15 protein-coding genes and 1 pseudogene are annotated in these 19,650 nt (G+C 41.5%); 11 read left to right on the forward strand and 5 right to left on the reverse strand.

Annotation, left to right across the window (positions count from 1 at the left end):
• Nucleotides 1–25 precede the first annotated feature (25 nt).
• The 9 genes from G3O08_RS17050 (at nt 26) to G3O08_RS17090 (ending at nt 10,859) form a co-directional block, all read left to right on the forward strand.
• Nucleotides 26–1,177: a lycopene cyclase family protein gene (locus G3O08_RS17050; protein WP_163286666.1), complete on the forward strand. Its 1,152-nt coding sequence runs from the start codon at nt 26–28 to the stop codon at nt 1,175–1,177.
• 49 nt (nt 1,178–1,226) lie between these two features.
• A complete protein-coding gene (locus G3O08_RS17055; RefSeq protein ID WP_163286667.1) occupies nt 1,227–1,865 on the forward strand; it encodes an energy transducer TonB in 639 nt (212 codons plus the stop codon).
• Between the two features lie 109 nt (nt 1,866–1,974).
• Complete coding sequence (gene hisS / locus G3O08_RS17060) at nt 1,975–3,339, forward strand: histidine--tRNA ligase (RefSeq protein ID WP_163286668.1); 1,365 nt, start codon at nt 1,975–1,977, stop codon at nt 3,337–3,339.
• Entirely contained in the window at nt 3,336–4,838 is a 1,503-nt protein-coding gene (gene hutH / locus G3O08_RS17065) for a histidine ammonia-lyase (RefSeq protein WP_163286669.1), read from the forward strand. The genes hisS and hutH overlap by 4 nt, the downstream gene beginning before the upstream one ends.
• The gene (locus G3O08_RS17070; protein WP_204336922.1) at nt 4,831–5,295 is read left to right on the forward strand and encodes a hypothetical protein; all 465 of its coding nucleotides are present in this window, start codon (nt 4,831–4,833) and stop codon (nt 5,293–5,295) included. The genes hutH and G3O08_RS17070 overlap by 8 nt, the downstream gene beginning before the upstream one ends.
• Nucleotides 5,292–5,930, forward strand: a complete 639-nt coding sequence (locus G3O08_RS17075) for an alpha/beta fold hydrolase (RefSeq protein WP_163286671.1) — start codon at nt 5,292–5,294, stop codon at nt 5,928–5,930. The genes G3O08_RS17070 and G3O08_RS17075 overlap by 4 nt, the downstream gene beginning before the upstream one ends.
• Nucleotides 5,931–6,667: 737 nt before the next feature.
• A complete protein-coding gene (locus tag G3O08_RS17080; RefSeq protein WP_239541315.1) occupies nt 6,668–9,055 on the forward strand; it encodes a TonB-dependent receptor in 2,388 nt (795 codons plus the stop codon).
• Between the two features lie 10 nt (nt 9,056–9,065).
• Entirely contained in the window at nt 9,066–9,917 is an 852-nt protein-coding gene (locus G3O08_RS17085) for a DUF4249 domain-containing protein (RefSeq protein ID WP_163286672.1), read from the forward strand.
• 273 nt (nt 9,918–10,190) lie between these two features.
• Nucleotides 10,191–10,859, forward strand: coding sequence for a DUF4159 domain-containing protein (locus G3O08_RS17090; RefSeq protein WP_163286673.1), 669 nt, complete (start codon nt 10,191–10,193; stop codon nt 10,857–10,859).
• 866 nt (nt 10,860–11,725) lie between these two features.
• On the opposite strand, the gene G3O08_RS17095 is transcribed toward G3O08_RS17090, so the two are convergent.
• From G3O08_RS17095 to G3O08_RS17110, 4 genes and pseudogenes are all read right to left on the reverse strand, one after another.
• On the reverse strand, nt 11,726–12,418 hold the full coding sequence (locus tag G3O08_RS17095) for an RsmE family RNA methyltransferase (protein ID WP_163286674.1): 693 nt from the start codon (nt 12,416–12,418) through the stop codon (nt 11,726–11,728).
• 66 nt (nt 12,419–12,484) lie between these two features.
• Nucleotides 12,485–14,098 (reverse strand): phosphoenolpyruvate carboxykinase (ATP), encoded by a 1,614-nt coding sequence (gene pckA, locus G3O08_RS17100; protein WP_163286675.1) that lies wholly within the window; start codon nt 14,096–14,098, stop codon nt 12,485–12,487.
• A 149-nt stretch (nt 14,099–14,247) separates the two neighbouring features.
• On the reverse strand, nt 14,248–14,658 hold the full coding sequence (locus G3O08_RS17105; RefSeq protein WP_163286676.1) for a DUF423 domain-containing protein: 411 nt from the start codon (nt 14,656–14,658) through the stop codon (nt 14,248–14,250).
• Between the two features lie 92 nt (nt 14,659–14,750).
• A pseudogene (locus G3O08_RS17110) lies at nt 14,751–14,975 on the reverse strand (helix-turn-helix domain-containing protein); the annotation flags it as partial.
• Nucleotides 14,976–15,425: 450 nt separating this feature from the next.
• Between G3O08_RS17110 and G3O08_RS17115 the strand changes: the two are divergent.
• Nucleotides 15,426–16,250 carry a serine O-acetyltransferase gene (locus G3O08_RS17115; protein WP_163286677.1) on the forward strand — a complete coding sequence of 275 codons (825 nt, stop codon included), beginning with the start codon at nt 15,426–15,428 and terminating at the stop codon, nt 16,248–16,250.
• Nucleotides 16,251–16,272: 22 nt separating this feature from the next.
• The gene (gene cysK, locus G3O08_RS17120) at nt 16,273–17,184 is read left to right on the forward strand and encodes a cysteine synthase A (RefSeq protein WP_163286678.1); all 912 of its coding nucleotides are present in this window, start codon (nt 16,273–16,275) and stop codon (nt 17,182–17,184) included.
• A 405-nt stretch (nt 17,185–17,589) separates the two neighbouring features.
• Here the strand turns inward: cysK and ggt are convergent, their stop codons facing one another.
• On the reverse strand, nt 17,590–19,275 hold the full coding sequence (gene ggt, locus G3O08_RS17125; protein ID WP_163286679.1) for a gamma-glutamyltransferase: 1,686 nt from the start codon (nt 19,273–19,275) through the stop codon (nt 17,590–17,592).
• Nucleotides 19,276–19,650 lie beyond the last annotated feature (375 nt).

A 19,650-nucleotide genomic window follows, 5' to 3' on the forward strand; every position in this document is an offset into this window, starting at 1 on the left:
GCAAAGATTACACAGGCAAAAAGTCTTGAAAACAGATAACTCAAAGTACGATTATATCATAGCAGGGTCGGGCTGCGCCGGGCTTAGCCTCTTATATGGTTTGCTCAATGATCCGATCTTGAAAGACAAAAAGATTCTGGTACTCGACAAGAATCGGAAAAACAAGAACGACAGAACCTGGTGCTTTTGGGAAATGAAAGCGGGCCCTTTTGAAGAAGTAGTGTTTCACCGATGGAATACGCTCGAGTTTCTAGATGAAAGCTTTACAAAAAAATTTGAACTCGAAAAGTATAGCTATAAAATGATTCAGGGAATTGACTACTATAATTTCGTGCTGAATCATGCCAAAGGCTTTGAGAATGTGGTTTTTAAATGTGAAAGCATTCAGTCAATAAAGTCGGATAGTGACCGGGCATTTGTGGAAACGGATCAGTCCACATATTCAGGAACCTACGTTTTTAATTCCACCAGATTATTCCATCCTGAAATGAATACCGAAAACTCACTTCTACAGCACTTCGAAGGTTGGGTAATTAAAGTCAAAAACCCGGTATTCGACAGCGATGTAGGCACCCTAATGGATTTTAGATTGAGCCAAAAGAATGGAACAACCTTCATGTATGTACTGCCTACGAGCCCAACCGAGGCTCTCGTGGAATATACCTTGTTTAGCAAGAAAGTACTCGAAAAAGAAGTGTATAAAACCGAGCTGGAAAAATACATTCAGGACTATCTCAAAATCGACTCGTATGAAATAACCCACAAGGAATTTGGGATTATTCCGATGTCAACTGCTTCTTTTTCAAGAAATACTGAAAAGCGAATCATCAACCTTGGCACTGCCGGAGGTCAAACAAAAGCAAGCAGCGGATATACCTTTCAGTTTATTCAGAAAAACACATCAATCATCCTTGAAAATTTGAGGAATGGCAATTTCCCAAATCAGTCATTAAGCTTTCGCGACAAAATGTATCAGTGGTATGATCGCACTTTGATAGAAGTCATTCTTTCGGGCAAGATGGAAGGGAAAGAGATTTTTTCTGTAATGTTTCGAAAGCTGAATCCTGAAATGATTCTGGCCTTTCTGGCGAATGAAAGCACTTTTCTGGAAGAGCTTCAAATAATGAACAGCCTGCCAAAAGGGCCATTTTTTACTTCGGGAATTAAGCAGTTATAACATGACTGAGTAAGAATAAATATCCTTTATATTTGTGGGAAACGAAATAATGAAAGATATTTTTAAGGCTCTGATTCTTGCTGTTGGTTTTCTTTTTATACCCACTTATTCTCAGGCCCAGGCATCGGATACTACTTATTTTAACCACGGCGTAATCTCGAAAATCGGTTCTTACGATTCAAAAGGAAGAGAAAAAGGTCATTGGATATACTATCGTGAAAACGGTCTGAAAGAACGGGAAGGGAATTATTCAAAAGGCAAATATAACGGTAAATGGCTTTTTTACGGGATAGATGGAGAACCAACAGAAATAGGTGTTTACAAGAAAAATGTATTGCTAAAAACCACATTACCAGATGGTTCTCCAGTTGCATTTACCACAATTGAATCGATGCCTGATTACCCTGGTGGTGAAGAAGCGATGATGATGTATTTGGCAAATGCTATTACCTATCCTGCCGATGCAAAAGAGGAAGGCGTAGAGGGAGAGGTCGTTGTGAGTTTTCTTATTGGAACAGAGGGATGGATAGAAGACATAAATATACTCAAATCGGTACACCCATCTATTGACACAGAGGTGATTCGAATAATGAGCGCGATGCCTCAATGGACTCCTGGATATCAAGATGGAAAACCGGTGAAGGTTCAATATAATCTTCCGGTTAATTTTAAGTTGCCAAAGAAATAAATAAATGGGGCTATAAATTTTGGTTTTTATGTATAAGGAAAAAACTTAATTTTTTAAGTCGACCGTAACACCGTAAATTCGCGTTTTTAAAATACCCGGATTCTTTACCATGTCAAAGCAGTATAAGCCATCTACCCCAAAGGGAACACGCGATTTTTTGCCCACAGTGGTGCAGCGAAGAAATTATATTTTTGACACCATAAAAACGGTTTTTGAACATTACGGCTATCAGCCCATCGAAACTCCGGCAATGGAAAATCTCGAAACCCTTACCGGGAAATATGGTGAGGAAGGTGATCGGTTGATTTTTAAGATTCTGGCTAGAGGCGAGAAATTGAATAAAGCATTAGCCGATTTCAATCAAACCAATTTGACAGAGGAAGCCCTTCGTTACGACCTCACAGTGCCATTCGCCCGCTTTGTAGTTCAACACCAAAATGATTTGGCTTTTCCTTTCCGCAGGTATCAAATTCAACCTGTTTGGCGTGCCGATCGTCCCCAAAAAGGGCGTTACCGCGAATTTTTTCAATGCGATGCCGATGTGATAGGTACAGACTCGCTGCGCTGCGAAGTCGAAATTGTGCAAATGCTCGACAATGTGTTCACAAAACTCGGCCTTCCAGTTGAGATAAAAATCAACAATAGGAAGCTGCTCACTGCTCTCGCCGCTTATGTGGGTGAGGCAGATAAACTTATTCCACTCACCATTGCCATTGATAAGCTCGATAAAATGCCACTCGATAAGGTGCTGGCAGATCTTGATAATCAGGGCTTTTCAGCGGAAGCGCAAACCAAATTAAAAACAGTACTGGAAGCTGCACGTGACCTTACAGACAGCGCCGCATTGATGGACAAAATGGAGCAAGTCTTTGCAGGCAATGCCGATGGCGAAAAAGGACTGGAAGAGTTACGCTACGTCTTCTCAAAAGTGAAAACGCTTGGTCTCGAAACGTCCAAATTGCGTTTTGATATGAGCCTGGCCCGTGGATTGAACTATTACACCGGAGCGATTTTTGAAGTTGTTCCACGCACCGATGAGCAGGTGGGAAGTATCTCGGGTGGTGGCCGATATGATGATTTAACCGGAGTGTTTGGTATGCCCGGCATGTCAGGAGTGGGCATTTCTTTTGGTGCCGACCGCATTTACGATATGCTCGAAGCCCGCGATGGTTTCCCCAAAAATGAAACTGCCGGAACAGAACTACTCTTTGTAAACTTTGGCGAAACTGAAGCAGATTTTTGCCACGAATTGCTTGGTTCTATCCGTAAAGCCGGTATTCGCGCCGAGCTATACCCCGATGCCTCAAAAATGAAAAAGCAAATGAAGTACGCCAACGATAAGCAAATTAAGTTTGTAGCAATGGTGGGAGAAGATGAGATGGCAGCCGATTCAGTTACTTTAAAAAACATGGAATCGGGTGAGCAAGAGCTGATTGGAAAGAATGAACTTATATCCAAACTAAAAATGTTATGATCCACGCCATTTCAAATAACCACCTTAGCATTGAGCGTGTTGCAGAAATAATCGCTGAAAATACCACTTTAGAACTATCAGCAGAAGCGCGTGAAAAAATTCAGTCGTGCCGTGATTTTCTAGACGATAAAATAGAACGCTCCGAAAAGCCGATTTACGGTATCAATACAGGTTTCGGGTCGCTATGCGGCAAGTCTATTGATCGCAATAGTTTGGAGCAGTTGCAAAAGAACCTGGTGATGAGTCATGCTTGCGGAACAGGCAGCTTAGTGCCTCAAGAGCTGGTGAAACTGATGCTTTTGCTAAAAGTGCAAGGACTATCTTACGGGCACAGCGGCGTAACTTTAGCTACTGTAGAGCGACTGATCTGGCATTTTAATAACGATGTGCTTCCTGTAATATACGAGCAGGGTAGCCTTGGCGCTTCGGGCGATTTGGCTCCGCTTGCTCATTTGGCTCTTCCGCTTATAGGGCTGGGCGCAGTATATGTTGACGGGAAGATTTCATCATCAAGCTCTATTTTAGAAAAGCATGGCTTAAAACCCATCGCACTTCGATCTAAAGAAGGGCTCGCCCTCTTAAACGGCACACAGTTTATGAGTGCCTACGGAGTGCATTCGCTCATCAGGGCTGGTCATCTTTTAGATGCGGCAGATTTAATTGCTTCTGTTTCTCTTGAAGGCTATGATGGGCGTTGCGAGCCCTATAACCATCAGGTGCACGCCATTCGCCGCCACAGCGGACAGATAAAAGTGGCTGAAAATATTCGAAAGGTATTGGCTGACAGTAAAACCTGGTTTGCCGATAAGGTTCACGTTCAAGACCCGTACAGCTTTCGCTGCGTGCCACAGGTACACGGGGCTTCACGCGATGCCATTGCACACATAAAGAGCGTTTTTGAAAACGAGATAAATGCAGTAACCGATAACCCAACCGTTTTTCCCGATTCGGATGATATAATCTCTGCCGGGAATTTTCACGGACAGCCACTTGCCATTTCGCTCGATTTTCTGGCAATAGCCATGGCCGAGATTGGAAGCATTTCCGAAAGGAGAACCTATAAACTCATTGGCGGCGAACGCGGATTGCCTCCATTTTTAGTAGCCAACCCCGGCTTGAATTCCGGTTTTATGATTCCGCAATATACCGCCGCCAGCATAGTGAGCAAAAACAAGCAACTTTGCACACCTTCGTCGGTAGATACCATAGACTCTAGCAATGGCCAGGAAGACCATGTAAGCATGGGCGCCAATGGGGCAGTAAAAGCCGCCGAAGTAATAAATAACATAGAAACTGTACTGGGAATTGAGCTGCTTAATGCTATGCAAGCCATTGAGTTGCGTGGGATGGAAGGGATGGCCACTGCCGTAAAAGCCATTCATGCTGATTACCGAAAACGTGTAGATTTCCTTATTGAAGACTGCGAATTGTATCCATTTATTTTAAAATCAAAAGAATTTGTCTCAAAACTCAATACAGCCAAGTGGCTTAGTGCCTGATAAGCGTACAAAATTCCTAAGAGCTCTTTGTACCCTTTCGGGAGTAAATGCGATTTATGGGATTATTTCAGGAATTACTACCGCGATTTCGCCTCCAGATGTGGACGATACTTTTATTGTAAACCTGTTTGAGCAACTGGAGAAATATGAATTGCCAATCGCCGATCTGCAAGATGATGTAAAAGAATACTATCTGAACCTAATGCTCGATTTGGGAAATTTTGGTGCTGCCAATTTTCTGTTTTTTGCAATTCAACTTATCGGTATTTTTATGATGTATCGCCTTAATCGAATAGGATTTACGCTATACACAGTGGCGCAAATTGGGCTAGCTGCTGCTCCGATTATTTTTGGGAGCTTTAATGATTTTGGTAAGATAACCTTTGCTATTACATTGGTTTGGAATGCTATATGGGTTATTATGTACGCTACTCAAATTAAATATTTCCACAAATGAAGGTTTATCTTTTTAGCGGATTGGGTGCCGATGAGCGGCTGTTTCAGAAATTAAAACCTGTACCGGGATACGAATACGTGCCCTTGCCTTATGTGCATCCGGGCAATTCTGAAGCCCTTGCAGATTATGCCGCTTTATTGGTTGAAGCCTACCGTTTTGAAACTCCTTGTATTTTCGGAGGGGTGTCTATTGGTGGAATGATAGCCCAGGAAATAGCCCAAATAGTAAGGCCCGAAAAGCTACTCCTTATTTCTACGCTCCAGTTTCGCAGCGAACTACCGGGTGTATTCAAACTTGGGGATAACAAGTTCACAAAATCCTTACTTAGCAAGCCACTGCTGGACGCTGCAGCAAGTTTAGGCGATAAATTTACGGTCAAATCTAAGGAAGGGCGCAAATTATTTTACGATATGCTGCGCGATTCAGAAGCTGATTTTATGAAATTTGGTTTTGGAGTCGTTCTGGGTTGGCAGCCCCCAAAAGCTCAGGTACCGGTTATTCGTATCCATGGCAATAAAGACCGGGTTTTTCCGCTTTCGCGAATAAAAGAGTGCATTAAAATTAAAGGTGGCAATCATTTTATGGTTTATGAAAAAGGGGAGGAGATAGGTGAGATTTTGAGAGGTGAGTTGTGAGATTGCTTTTTAACCACAGTGAACGCTGCGCTGGGTATTCACCCAATGTCATTAAGTTAAATAAAACTCGCTGGCACGCGTCACGCTCCGCTGTCATCTGAGATGCAGCGGTAAAAACGAACCATATTCATTTAGACTCGGTTTTGACATCATTTTTGCGAAAAGGCAAAAATGTCGCCAAAACCTAAATTCCTGACATTCAATAGCCCAGGGTGCAGCGCAGCGTAGCCCTGGGCTATTGAATGTCAGCCTTTCAGGCCTTAACGGCATCGCTGTTTATTATAAGACTTTGAGTTTACGCCACTTTAAGAGCTAGGCCATTTTAGCGCTTTTAAACTATAAAAACCTTAACTTAATGACTTTGGGTGGATACCCTACGTAGCGGGGCAATGACACGAATCATACATTTAAATTCTAATACTCACTGTACCGTGATGTAAACTCCCCTCAGGGGCGGGGCGGAGCGAGGCGTTAACTTAATGACATTGGGTATTCACCCTACGCCATTTTATTTTTTAAGAATTAATGTCTTTATCAGGCCGGTTAATTGTCTCGACTCTCAGCTGCGCTGGGTATTCACTCTGCGCCAACCCTGCATCATGTCGTGGTTCCGGTTTTTTATTATCTTCCGGCATCATTCCTTTCACAATAGTTTCTTAACCGCTTGTCACATTGCCTTCCTGAGTCAGCAAATAAATCAGATATTTGCCGTCGAAAATCTAACCATATTAACTCGTATGAACTTATACTATCAAATTAGAATGCGCCTGCTACTCTTCTTATTTACGCTTATTTCTATTTCGACCTTCGCCCAATCAAAAGCTACCCTAAGCGGTTATCTCAAAGATGCCGAAACCGGAGAGGGTCTTATCGGTGCAACGGTATATGTTGATGAAATAAAATCTGGAACTACCACAAATGTTTATGGGTACTACGCCATATCTCTTCCTGTTGGTGCTTATACCATTACTTACAATTACCTGGGTTACGAGGCTCTTAAACAGAATGTTGATTTAAACGAAGATCGGGTTTCAACCATTGAAATGAAACCGGATAGAAAGCTTCTGGAGGCTGTGGAAATTACGGCCGAAAAAGCAAATCAGAATGTAACGAGTATGGATATTGGCGTTGAAAAAATGGATGCCAAGTTCATTAAAGATATTCCACAGTTTATGGGCGAAGTTGATATTATACGCAGTATTCAGCTTTTGCCTGGGGTCTCTACAGTGGGCGAAGGCGCTACAGGATTTAATGTACGTGGAGGAAACATTGATCAAAATCTAATTCTCCTCGATGAAGCTACGGTATTTAATTCTTCGCACCTCTTCGGGTTTTTCTCAATTTTTAATGCCGATGCTGTAAAAGATCTCACGCTTTACAAAGGCGGTATTCCGGCTCGATACGGCGGTAGGCTTTCGAGTGTACTCGATGTACGCCAAAAAGAAGGAAACAGTAAAACTTTTGCCGGAACTGCCGGAATTGGTTTGGTATCAAGCAGACTAATGCTCGAAGGGCCTATTGTAGAAGATAAGGTATCGTTTATGCTAGCGGGGCGTAGATCATATGGCGATTTGCTTCTGCCCATTTTCAATAAGGATTTTAAAGGCGATCAACTTTTTTTCTACGATGTAAACGCCAAGATCAATTATAAGATATCTGACAAAGATCGCCTCTTCCTTTCGGGATATTTTGGTGCCGACCGATTTAAGTTTGGCAATGATTTTCAGAGCTATTGGGGCAATACTACGGCTACTGCGCGCTGGAATCACCTATTCGGACCGCGCTTGTTTTCAAATTTCTCTGCCATTTACAGCGATTACAAGTACTCTCTGGGTGTACCCGAAGGTAATCAGGCTTTTGAGTGGAAAGCCGGAATTCAAAATACAAATGCCAAGGCCGATTTTACTTTTTTCCCAAATCCAAAAAACACGGTTTCATTTGGCGTAAATAGTGTTTTCTACAAATTCTCTCCGGGAATTGCTGAAGGGCTGGGCGATGAAACTATTTTTGATCAGGTAATAGTGCAAGATGAAAATGCAATCGAACTTGCTGCCTATATTTCCAATGAGCAGAAAATAACTCCTTTATTGTCAGTTCAGTACGGCCTGCGGTACAGCTATTTTATGAATGTAGGGTCGCGCGTTTTGAATCTCTATGCAGATGATAAACCCACAAGTGAAGAGGCAATAATAGGTACGCAAACCTATAAGAAAGGAGAAATAATTAAGGACTACGGCGGACTAGAACCGCGACTGGCGGTGAATTACACTTTCTCGGAATTTGCGTCTGTAAAAGCCGGTTACAACCGCATGAGGCAATATTTGCAGCTCGTAAGTAATACTACTGCCGCCACGCCGCTCGATATCTGGACGCCCGCTGGCAAGTACATCAAACCCGCCATTGTCGATCAGGTATCGCTGGGCTATTTCCGCAATTTTAACAACAATACGTATCAGGCTTCCGCCGAAGTTTACTTTAAGCAATATCAGGATTTACTCGACTATAAAAACAATGCTGAATTGCTTTTAAGTGACCATATAGAAACTGAACTTTTGCAAGGTGCTGGCCGGGCGTATGGATTAGAAATTCAAATAGAAAAAGTAAAAGGCGACCTTACGGGATGGATTAGCTATACGTTGAGCAGGAGTGAGCTGAAGATTGATAACATCAATCTCGGTGAGTATTACCCTTCAAATTATGACAAAACCCACGACATATCCGTTGTAGCACAATATGGACTTAGTGAGAAGTGGAAATTTGGTGGAAACTTTACGTTTATGACAGGCCGCCCCATTACTTATCCCGATTCGCGCTATGTTTATGAAGGCATTGTGGTTCCCAACTATACAAATAGAAATGGAGCCAGAACTCCCACATACCACAGACTCGATCTTTCAGCCACCCTAACTCCTCAAAAGAAAAAAGACAAAGTTTTATTCTTTATCAATAGACCCGATAGCTGGCAAAGCTCATGGACTTTCTCGATTTACAACGCATATGCAAGAAAAAATCCTTACAGCATATTCTTCAGGCAAAATGAGGACAATCCGCAGATAACCGAAGCATACAGGTTAAGCATTTTCGGTTCTGTAATTCCTGGAATCACCTATAATCTATCTTTTTAATTTTTTCATTATGAATCGCTTTTATCAGATAATCATCCTCTTTTCAATTGGCTTTGCATTAACGAGCTGCGAGGATAAAATTGATTTGGATTTACCCGATGGTGAAACCTTTTTAGTTGTTGAAGGGTGGATTACCAATGAGGATATTCCGCAAACGGTAAAACTCACTTATACTTCACCTTATTTTGAAGACGCTGCTCCACCTGTCGTTACAGGTGCCAATGTGCTGTTGCGCGACAGTGAGGGCAATGAAAATGAACTTTTAGAATTTCAACCGGGAGTTTATCAATTTGATGAAGCCGGAATTATAGGCCGCTCTTACCAGCTATACATCATTTTGCCGGAAGGCGATATTTACGAATCAGCTTTTGAACTTTTGCGTGAGCCAGTTCCAATAGATTCCATCTACTGGCAACTTTCAGATAAAGAGCCAAATCTGGATGATGACGAGAACCCAGATGATATTTACGATGTGCTTATAAATACCTATGAACCAGAAGGCCTTGGCGATCACTACCAGTGGCGTTCATTTTTGAACGGAGTGGAAGCCCGTGAGCCTTTTGATATTTTCACTACCAGCGATCAGTTAGTCGATGGCGGGCCAATTCCCCAGTTTAATGTTACCGAAAAGCTATATTCTACTCCCGATACTGTGGTAATTGTGCAAGAGCGAATTTCAAAAGCGGCATATGAGTTTCTAACTCTGCTACAGAACCAAACAGCTTTTGTGGGTAGCCCATTTGATACTCCTCCTGTGCCTATAGAGGGCAATGTGCGCAACCTTTCAGATCCCAAACGCATTGCACTTGGGTTTTTTGGCGCAGCTGGTAGAGACAGAGCTACTGTAATCGTTGGAGAGTGATAGAATAGGTTAATCGTAAATGACTAACTGTCGTTTCTCAGAGGCGTGGGCGTTGCTCCGCATCTCGCATGCCTGCGGACGGGTGCACTACGGGGCGCCTTGTCTGGCGTCTCGGGGTTTGTTGTGACTAAAGTTTTCTTTTCCTTAAGGTTTATTAGCTGTGAATTGTTCCTTCAATCATCAAACTTCAACTTAACCCCATTTACCATCTTTTAATTCAACGGTATTAGCCCAATGAATCTCTGTAGATAGATTTCGCGTATATTTGCCCGTATGAAACATGGCTTATTTTTCATCTTTCTTTTGATTTCCGGATTTGCAATGGGGCAGAATAGTTCATATTCACTCGCGGTATTACAATACCGCGGTGGAGGAGACTGGTACGCCAATCCTACATCGGTGCCAAACCTCGCAGAATTTTGTCGCCAGGAATTGAGTATGGAAATCGGCGAAACGGAGTTTGTAGATGTCGGAAGTCCCGATCTTTTCAACTATCCTTTTGTGCACATGACGGGTCATGGAAATGTGGTTTGGAACTCCAATGACCAAACAAACCTTAGAGCTTACCTTTTAGGAGGTGGCTTTTTGCATATTGATGACAATTACGGAATGGATGCCTTTATACGTCCGCAGATCAAGCAGTTATTTCCCGATAAGGAATTAGTAGAAGTTCCGTTTGATCATCCTATTTATCACCAGAAATACAATTTCCCGAATGGGCTGCCCAAAATTCACGAGCACGATGGCTTGCCCCCGCAGGGGTTTGGTATTTTTGACAATGGACGCTTGGTTCTATTCTATACGTATGAAAGCGATTTGGGCGACGGTTGGGAAGATGAAAGTGTGCACAACGATCCGGCAGATATGCGCCTGAAAGCACTGCAAATGGGTGCAAATATTGTTCAATACGCCTTTACGGGTGAGGGAGATTTAGAGCAATAAAAAGAGTCGCGAGTCGCGAGTCGCGAGTCTCTAGTCGCTAGTCACGAGGGAGTATTTGATGGGGATAATTAGCCAAGGAGCTGCAAGCCGTAAGCTTCGGCTACAAGAAAAATGGACTATTTTGTGGATTGTCTATCCTTTGAATTCAATTTAAACTTTGACTTTGACTTTTTAGTCAAGCGTAAAGGATTGCTTCAATCCAGCACTATTTGTCGACACTACATCAAATCAAGAAAACACAGAAAAGACTAGTGTTTTAAATAAGATCATATCTATACTTGTTTATTTTATCATGTTACTTATTGGGTGCGAAGGACTTCTTTAGGAATCTAATTTCTTTACACATCTTCTTTGGTCGTTACTTTTTGCGCCTCATATAATACATGGATAAAGTTAGATAATTAGAATTTTTCCGAAAGCATCTATCCCTAAAATAATGTAACATATTGTTTTCCAATGCCCACGCTCACCCCATTGCATTCCTCTTGGCGAAAAGCCTCGTCGGATGCAGAAAGGGGCGAGCCTATCGCACATCTTACCGTTCCTCGAAATACGTTAATTCATTGAAGTCAAGATTTAGTTACGTTGCATTTATTGGATGAAATAACTCCCTTACAAGGGGTGTGTGGTGGTGCCCTTTAGGGATAGGGTGTGGGAAGGCATTGAATAGTAAGTATTTGACGAAGCTAAATTTCCACAGTCTAAATTTTACACACGATGTGTAGAGAGATTAGTTTAGGGATTGAGGGTGCGCGGTGGCAAGAAATCCTTTCGCTGTAATTTGCCAAAAACGACTTTATCACTTTGTCTTATGTTGTAAATTTCTCTTTTAGATTGTTTATGGATAATAAAACTCTATAAAAGTTCTAAAAAAAAGCCGCAGCTGCGAATACCCCGGCAGTTTCCGTCCGAAGTCTATTCCGTCCCAAAATTACAGGCTGAAAACCTTTTTCTTTGGATTTATCTATTTCTTCGGGAGTAAAATCCCCTTCGGGACCAATTAAAATCAAAATATCATTTGAAGAATTTTTTCTTGAAAAATCCGAAAGTTCAATGCGCTTAGTATTTTCATCGCAATGGGCTATTAGCTTAAGCGAATGCTCCATTTTCAAAACTTTGGAGATAGGAGTGAGGAGTTCCAAAACCGGTGTAAAAGCGCGCATGCTTTGCTTAGTGGCTGCGTGAATAATGCGCTCTGCTCTATCGTGCTTATAGCGAGATCGTTCGGTTCGCTTCGTCTCAATAGGAATGATTTGATAAACTCCCAGTTCGGTGGCTTTTTCAAGAAACCATTCAAAACGCGATGGGTTTTTTGTGGGAGCGATGGCAATGGTAAGTTTTGGTAGAGGAATCTCAAAATTTTCAGCAGAAAGTAAATCTACTATCAGTTCCTTTTTTCCGATTACCTTAATCGCTGTGGTGTAACGCTTCCCTTTTCCGTCGCCAATTAAAATCTCATCACCTACAGAGAGACGAAGCGACTTTATGGCATGGCGGCTCTCTTCTTCGTGAAGAATTCCGGTATTGGGATCAAAAGCTGAATCTAAAAAGTAATGCACGCGGTAAAATTAAAAAAGCCACAATAACACAGGGCTATTGTGGCTTAAAATTATCAATTACTAAAACTATACTTTTTCGCTGATTTTGGGACTGGCCTGACGAATTTCGTCAGTAACACCCGCTTCAAATTTCTTAAAATTATTAATGAATTTCGTTGCAAGTTCGTTTGCCTTTACGTCATAAGCATTGGCATCAGCCCAGGTGTTTTTCGGATTCAGAATTTCTGAAGGAACTCCGTTGCATTCTTTTGGCATAGCCAATCCAAATACATCATGCCTCTCAAAATCAACTTTCTCGAGCTGTCCGCGCATTGCAGCGTGAATCATCGCTCGGGTATATTTCAGTTTAATACGGCTTCCGGTTCCATACGCACCGCCAGACCATCCGGTGTTTATTAACCACACATTTACACTGTTCTTTTTCATACGGTCAGCCAGCATTTCTGCATACACTCCCGGGTGAAGCGGCATAAATGGAGCACCGAAACACGCTGAAAAAGCCGATTGTGGCTCGGTAACTCCCTCTTCTGTTCCGGCAACTTTTGCGGTGTAACCAGATATAAAATGGTAAGAAGCCTGTCCTGGAGTTAATTTTGAAATAGGTGGAAGTATTCCCGATGCATCTGCCGTAAGGAAGAATACATTTTTGGGATTTCCACCGCGAGATGGTCTTACAGCATTGTCAATATGCTCAATCGGATAACTTACACGCGTATTTTCAGTTTTACTCTTGTCATAATAATCGGGTTCTGAAGAATCTTCCTTAAAAGTGATATTCTCCAAAAGGGCACCAAATTTAATAGCACTGTAAATTTGTGGCTCCTGCTCTTCAGTCAGATTTATACATTTGGCGTAGCAGCCACCTTCAAAGTTGAAAACGCCATCGTCGGCCCATCCATGCTCATCATCGCCAATCAGTCCGCGATCAGGATCTGATGAAAGTGTTGTTTTTCCAGTTCCAGAGAGACCAAAGAAAACCGCAGTATCTCCATCGGGGCCAACATTTGCAGAGCAGTGCATAGAAAGCACGTTCTTTTGATGCGGCAACACAAAATTCAGAATACTAAAAATTCCTTTTTTAATTTCGCCGGTGTATTTCGTACCACCGACAATGGCCATTTTACGACTAAAATTCAAAATCGCAAAGTTGCTTTGACGGGTTCCGTCCAGTTCAGGAATTGCCATAAAATCGGGCGCGCAAATAACGGTCCATTCCGGATCGTTTTCAATCATTTCTTCTTTAGAAAGTCGAAGAAACATATTGTCTGCAAACAGGCTGCTCCATGGCAATTCTGTTATTACGCGCAATCGCGTGCGATACACATCGTGATCGCATACGGCGCAATCTTTTACGTAAATGTCGCGGTTCGATAGGTAGGCAGCCATCCGGTTGTAAAGCTTATCAAATTTGTCAGCATCAAACTTAATGTTGATGTCGCCCCACCACACAGCTTCTCGTGTAATGTCATCTTCCACTATAAAGCGGTCTTTGGGCGAGCGGCCGGTAAATTCTCCCGTATCTACGGCGAGAGCCCCCGTGTTAGACAATAATCCCATGCCTTGTATAATGGTCTCTTCAACAAGTTCGGCAGGTGTTAAATTCCAGAATATGTTTGACACATTCTGTAGGCCTAAATTACTCAGGTCGTTGTTTTTTGGAACGATACCGTAATGATTCATTGGTAATTTATTTTTTGCATCTAAAATTTAGAGGGCAAAGTTAAGGCTTTTTATGCTCGACGACAGAAATTTTGCTTTGTTTATCGAATTATTTTGGGCATTTAACTGATTGATCAATAATTACATTCGGGAAAACGAAAAAATAATTCTTAGTGTGTAAAAGACACTTTAGACTTAACGATGGCCATCCCGAGCATAAGCCAGCCACCAATTAGCAATACACCTCCCAGCGGAGTTATGGGGCCAATAAAAGGAGCAAAAGATTCAATTTCAAAAATCCTTAAGGTAGCGAGCAGGTAAATCGAAAAACTGAAAAGAATGATGCCACCTACAAAAAACAAGGCGACACGCGATTGCGTTTTTTCTGAAATTAAATCTACAGGCAAAAGCATTAATATGAAAATGGCGAGGCTGTGCCATACCTGATATCTCACACCGGTCTTAAATGAATCGAGTTGCTCGGGAGTTAGCACATCTTTAAGTGAATGAGCGCCCATAGCCCCAAATAACACAGCAATGGCCATTGAAAACGCTGCAATGGTGAAATAGGTTTTTTTCATGGGGTAAAAGTAGGCTTTTTTAGGTCAGACTATTCCCTGAAAGGTTAGGAATTATTGGCTCAAAAAATCATATTAGCTGTCACCTTATTTTTTTAATATACTAATTTTTCATTGTTCATTTCAACGTTAAAGTTTACTGTGGCACCCAAAGCGTCAAATACTTTTAAGATAGTTTCAAATCGTGCATTTTTGATACTATTTTCTATTTTCGAAATTTGGGCTTTTTGAACCCCCACAAGTTTGCCTAATTGTTCTTGTGTTAAATGACGCTCTTTTCGAGCTTGTTTAATCGCTTGTCCCAACAAGTCGATTCGGAGCCACTATTTTTGAGGAAATACTCATAACTGTTATTTTATATCGTATTCGTGAGAACTACGTAATTAAAGAGATTAGCTTGTTTGCTCAGCTGTCTGATCACTCGCTAAATAAGTGTTCGAAGCGACGTGAAATCCTGTGTATTACTGAAAGTGACAGTCCAAAGCCATGCGATCTGAAGAAGTGCAAATGTTAAAGGGTGACATCCAGCTGCAAAGTATGAGAGATGAATTAGATTTTTCGCGACTTAAATGGATAACCCTAAAATTGAAAATTATCAGCGATTGTTTTTGAAAGTCAAAATCTATCTATATATTTACTTCAATGCTTACAAACTCAATTTTCAATATTTATTGTTGTACTTCCTTTCACGATAAGGGAGAAGCATAAATCTATTTAAGAAATGAAAGCCCCTTCTTAGCTTATTCTTTGAAGGGGCTTTTTAGTTTATTATGGGAGAGTTTATAAATAAAATAGAAGCTTACAACCAGGATTTTATGGCAAAATTGCCATCTGTTCTGGAAATTGAACGTTTCGTAGATGATGTGATTGACTTCATGTTTCCAATGCGACTGTGTTATTCAAAAGCTAAAAAGTCTTGCCTTGAAGACATGGATAATCTGAAGGCTACTTTTTCAGAACTATTGTCATGCATCCTAAAAGAAGACGAAATAAAAAATACGACAACACTCTTCTTTGGTACTTTAGAAGGTGTGTTTGATAAATTAACATTGGATGCTTCGGCTATTTTAGAGTTTGACCCCGCCGCAAATTCATTGGTGGAAGTTGTGAAAGCTTATCCTGGTTTTTATGCAGTTGCCGTGTACAGAATTGCTTTTGAGATGAAGCAATTAAACATACCATACTTGCCGAGAATAATAGCGGAACACGCACACAGTAAAACGGGAATTGATATTAATCCTTCCGCACAAATTGGCCAATCTTTTTTTATTGACCATGGAACAGGCGTGGTTATTGGCGAAACAGCAATAATTGGCGATTTTGTTAAAATTTATCAAGGTGTTACCCTGGGTGCCCTGCAAGTAGCTAAACACTTCGCCAATACAAAGCGACACCCAACTATAGAAAATAATGTAATCATTTATTCCGGTGCTACTATTTTAGGAGGAGAAACGGTAATTGGTAACAATACAGTGATTGGAGGAAATGTTTGGTTAACAGAAAGTGTGCCTTCCTATTCACTAGTTTTTGCGCAACATGAAACGAAGGTAAGAGATAAAAAAGAATATGTTCAAGCAATTGATTTTGTAATTTAAATTAACAATAAAAACTATAAAAATGAAATTTAACAACATACTGGGAGTAATTGGTAATACGCCACACGTAAGAATTAACAAGCTTTTTTCGTCAGATTATGATGTTTATGCCAAACTGGAACGTCAAAATCCGGGAGGTTCTATTAAAGATAGAATTGCACTGGAAATGATTGAAGATGCGGAGAGAAAAGGACTCTTAAATAAAGATTCTGTAATCATTGAACCTACATCGGGAAACACGGGGATAGGTTTGGCCTTGGTGGCTGCAGTAAAAGGCTATAAATTGATTTTAGTAATGCCCGAATCTATGAGTTTGGAACGTAGAAGATTGATGACAGTTTATGGAGCTGAATTTGTTCTTACTCCCAGAGAAAAAGGGATGAAAGGCGCAATCGACAAAGCAAATGAGTTGGCTGCAGAAACTGATAATTCTTGGGTGCCAAAACAGTTTGATAACCCGGCAAACATTGATGTGCATGAAAAGTATACGGCGCAGGAAATATTAAAAGATTTTCCTGAAGGTTTTGATTATCTCATAACCGGGGTAGGTACCGGTGGACATATTACGGGTGTGGCGAAAGTTTTGAAAGCAAAATTTCCCAAGCTGAAAGTGTTTGCAGTTGAGCCTGAAGCTTCTCCTGTTATTGGAGGCGGAGATCCGGGTCCCCATCCATTACAAGGAATAGGTGCAGGTTTTATTCCGAAAAATTTAGATGTCACTTACTTGGATGGCACTATTGCTGTCGGGAAAGACGAAGCCTTTGAATATGCGAGAAGAGCCGCCAAAGAAGAAGGGCTTTTAGTTGGAATTTCATCTGGTGCCTCATTTGCTGCAGTGGCTAAAAAACTACCTGAAATTCCAAAAGGAAGTAGAATACTTACCTTTGTGTATGATACAGGCGAGCGCTATTTAAGTGTGGAAGACTTGTTTTAAAACAGCTGGTTTTGTTGCTTGGGGACTAATCTTAGAAAAATGAAGATTAAACTGCGTATGTTCTAAATTTTCATTTAAGTTTTCTGGCTCATTCGCTAAAAATGGCTCCCTGACATTTTCTTAACGTTCGGCTCTCTTTAGAATTTTATCAATGGTTATTGGTTGGCTATAATGGTGCATAAAGAGATTGTATAAGCTTAGGAGCGTGGTTACGCACCTAATTTAGCAAATACAAACCGAAAAGAATATCTGTGAGGATTTTCGCAAGTAGGCTTGCACCAGCAATTAATTTTATACGGTTTAGTGCTTAGTTGCTTAAGTGAATTTTGATTTCCACCTATCTAAGTTGTATTTGATTCGTTGGCAAAGAATCCCCCAGGTAACAACAGAAACGAATAACAAAACTCAATACCCTGCTGCCTGACCGTCTTTTCGGCTTTCGGAGGCACCTCGATAGACTTTGTTCTTGCTATCCCACATGATGCCCTGATAGCCACCGTATGATCCTCCATGAATGACCTTGTGACTTCTGGATCTCAAGCCTCGAATGGTCTCGTATGAGATGCCGGATTCCACGTAAACTTCTCCTGATCCCTCGGCTTCTTCTCCCATCGGAGAGGAAGACCCCCGATGCTCCCAGCGCGGCGCATCACCTGCCTCTTGCATATTCATACCAAAGTCAATCAGGTTCATTACGATCTGCGTGTGTCCTTGTGGTTGGAAGTCTCCACCCATCACGCCAAAGCTCACCCAGGGCTTACCATCTTTGGTAATGAAGGCTGGGATGATGGTATGAAAAGGTCTTTTACCCGGCTCATAAGTATTTGCTTGTCCTTCCTTTAAGGAAAACAGTTCACCTCTGTCTTGTAACATGAACCCAAGCTTTGGTGGTACCATGCCAGATCCCATTCCTCTGTAGTTGCTTTGAATGAGTGATACCATATTTCCATATTTATCCGCTGTGGTCAAGTAGATGGTTTCGCCGATACTGATCTCACCAGCGCTGTATTTTCCGGCCCGGTCGCTTATTTCTTCTTTCCTCTTCTGGGCGTAGGAATCCGAAATGAGTTCTGCTACAGGCACATTGGCAAAGCCCATGTCCGCATAGTATTTCGCACGATCTTCAAAGGCTAGTTTTTTTGCTTCCGTAAAAAGGTGCAAGTGCTTTGCGCTACCAAATTCAATATCTGAAAAATCATACTCCTCTAAGATCTGGAGCATTTGCAATGCCGCAATCCCTTGCCCGTTGGGAGGTAGTTCCCAAACATCATTTCCTCTATAATTGACGGAAACAGGCTCTACCCATTCTGACTGATGAGTTGCCAAATCTTCCATAGACAGAAATCCGCCTTTTTCCTGAATGAAACTAGTGATAGTCTTGGCGATTTCTCCTTTGTAAAAGGCATCGCGCCCCTGCTTAGCTATTGTCCTATAGGTATTTGCCAGAAACGGGTTTTTATAGATTTCACCTTCTTTAGGTAGTTTTCCTCCATTCTGATCTATGTAAGTGGCCTTGATGTTGTCATATCCCTCAGCTTCAAATCGGTTGACCGACCCAAGATAGTAGCCTATAAGCTGTGTAAGCGGGAACCCTTCTTCTGCATAGTTGATAGCAGGCTGAAGCAAGTCAGCCATTTCCATAGTTCCAAACTTTTTCGAAAGTTCAAACCAGCCATCTACAGCTCCCGGCACACTAACTGGAAGTGGCCCGTACGCTGGTATTTTCTCCATATTTTCCTTTTGGAAATACTCCAAAGTCAAACTTTTTGGAGACCTCCCACTGGCGTTGAGTGCATAGAGTTTCTGGGTTTTGGCATCCCAAACGATAGCGAATAAATCACCACCGATTCCACTGCCGGTTGGTTCCATCAGTCCTAAGGCTGCATTAGCAGCTATAGCAGCGTCGATGGCATTGCCACCATTTTGTAAAATGTCTAAGCCCACCTGAGTAGCCAGTGGATGACTTGTGGCCACCATGCCATTTTTGGCGATTACTTCAGAGCGTGTTGCGAATGATTTGCCGACCAGGCGATCTTGTGCCTGAAGACAAAAAGAAACCATAATAATGCAAATGGATAGTGGGTATTTCATAAGGATTAGTATTTGAATTAAGCTATGAATATTTTCAGAAACTTTAAAGAAGCAGATTTTTCAATTGAATTTTTCTCATTGGTTTTTGGTTGGTCATAAATTAAGCACAACGGCAAGTATAAGAGTAGTGGGGCATTTCGGAGAACATACTTTCAATTTACCGCAATGTTTGTTGCTTGAAAGATATTCATTTTTAGACGTGAAGCCCGCATTACGTTTATAAAATGTTACCCTTCGTTATTATTTCTCGAGTTGATAATTAATTACTAAAACAGAAGCTGAGATTTGAAGAATTCGCTCCAATTCACGTATCATATCTACGGTCAATCTTTTTTTTCGGTTAAGGATTTCTGATACTCGGCTTTTCCCTCCGAT

This window comes from Cryomorpha ignava (genome assembly GCF_010686655.1).
GTDB classification, from domain to species: Bacteria; Bacteroidota; Bacteroidia; order Flavobacteriales_D; family Cryomorphaceae; genus Cryomorpha; species Cryomorpha ignava.

Excerpts from the sequence above, each read along its gene's own strand:
- pckA (WP_163286675.1), bottom strand. The coding sequence starts at position 14,098 with ATGAATCATTACGGTATCGTTCCAAAAAACAACGACCTGAGTAATTTA.
- ggt (WP_163286679.1), bottom strand. The coding sequence starts at position 19,275 with ATGAAATACCCACTATCCATTTGCATTATTATGGTTTCTTTTTGTCTT.
- hisS (WP_163286668.1), top strand. The coding sequence starts at position 1,975 with ATGTCAAAGCAGTATAAGCCATCTACCCCAAAGGGAACACGCGATTTT.
- G3O08_RS17055 (WP_163286667.1), top strand. The coding sequence starts at position 1,227 with ATGAAAGATATTTTTAAGGCTCTGATTCTTGCTGTTGGTTTTCTTTTT.
- G3O08_RS17115 (WP_163286677.1), top strand. The coding sequence starts at position 15,426 with ATGGGAGAGTTTATAAATAAAATAGAAGCTTACAACCAGGATTTTATG.
- hutH (WP_163286669.1), top strand. The coding sequence starts at position 3,336 with ATGATCCACGCCATTTCAAATAACCACCTTAGCATTGAGCGTGTTGCA.
- G3O08_RS17075 (WP_163286671.1), top strand. The coding sequence starts at position 5,292 with ATGAAGGTTTATCTTTTTAGCGGATTGGGTGCCGATGAGCGGCTGTTT.
- G3O08_RS17085 (WP_163286672.1), top strand. The coding sequence starts at position 9,066 with ATGAATCGCTTTTATCAGATAATCATCCTCTTTTCAATTGGCTTTGCA.
- cysK (WP_163286678.1), top strand. The coding sequence starts at position 16,273 with ATGAAATTTAACAACATACTGGGAGTAATTGGTAATACGCCACACGTA.
- G3O08_RS17105 (WP_163286676.1), bottom strand. The coding sequence starts at position 14,658 with ATGAAAAAAACCTATTTCACCATTGCAGCGTTTTCAATGGCCATTGCT.
- G3O08_RS17090 (WP_163286673.1), top strand. The coding sequence starts at position 10,191 with ATGAAACATGGCTTATTTTTCATCTTTCTTTTGATTTCCGGATTTGCA.
- G3O08_RS17080 (WP_239541315.1), top strand. The coding sequence starts at position 6,668 with ATGAACTTATACTATCAAATTAGAATGCGCCTGCTACTCTTCTTATTT.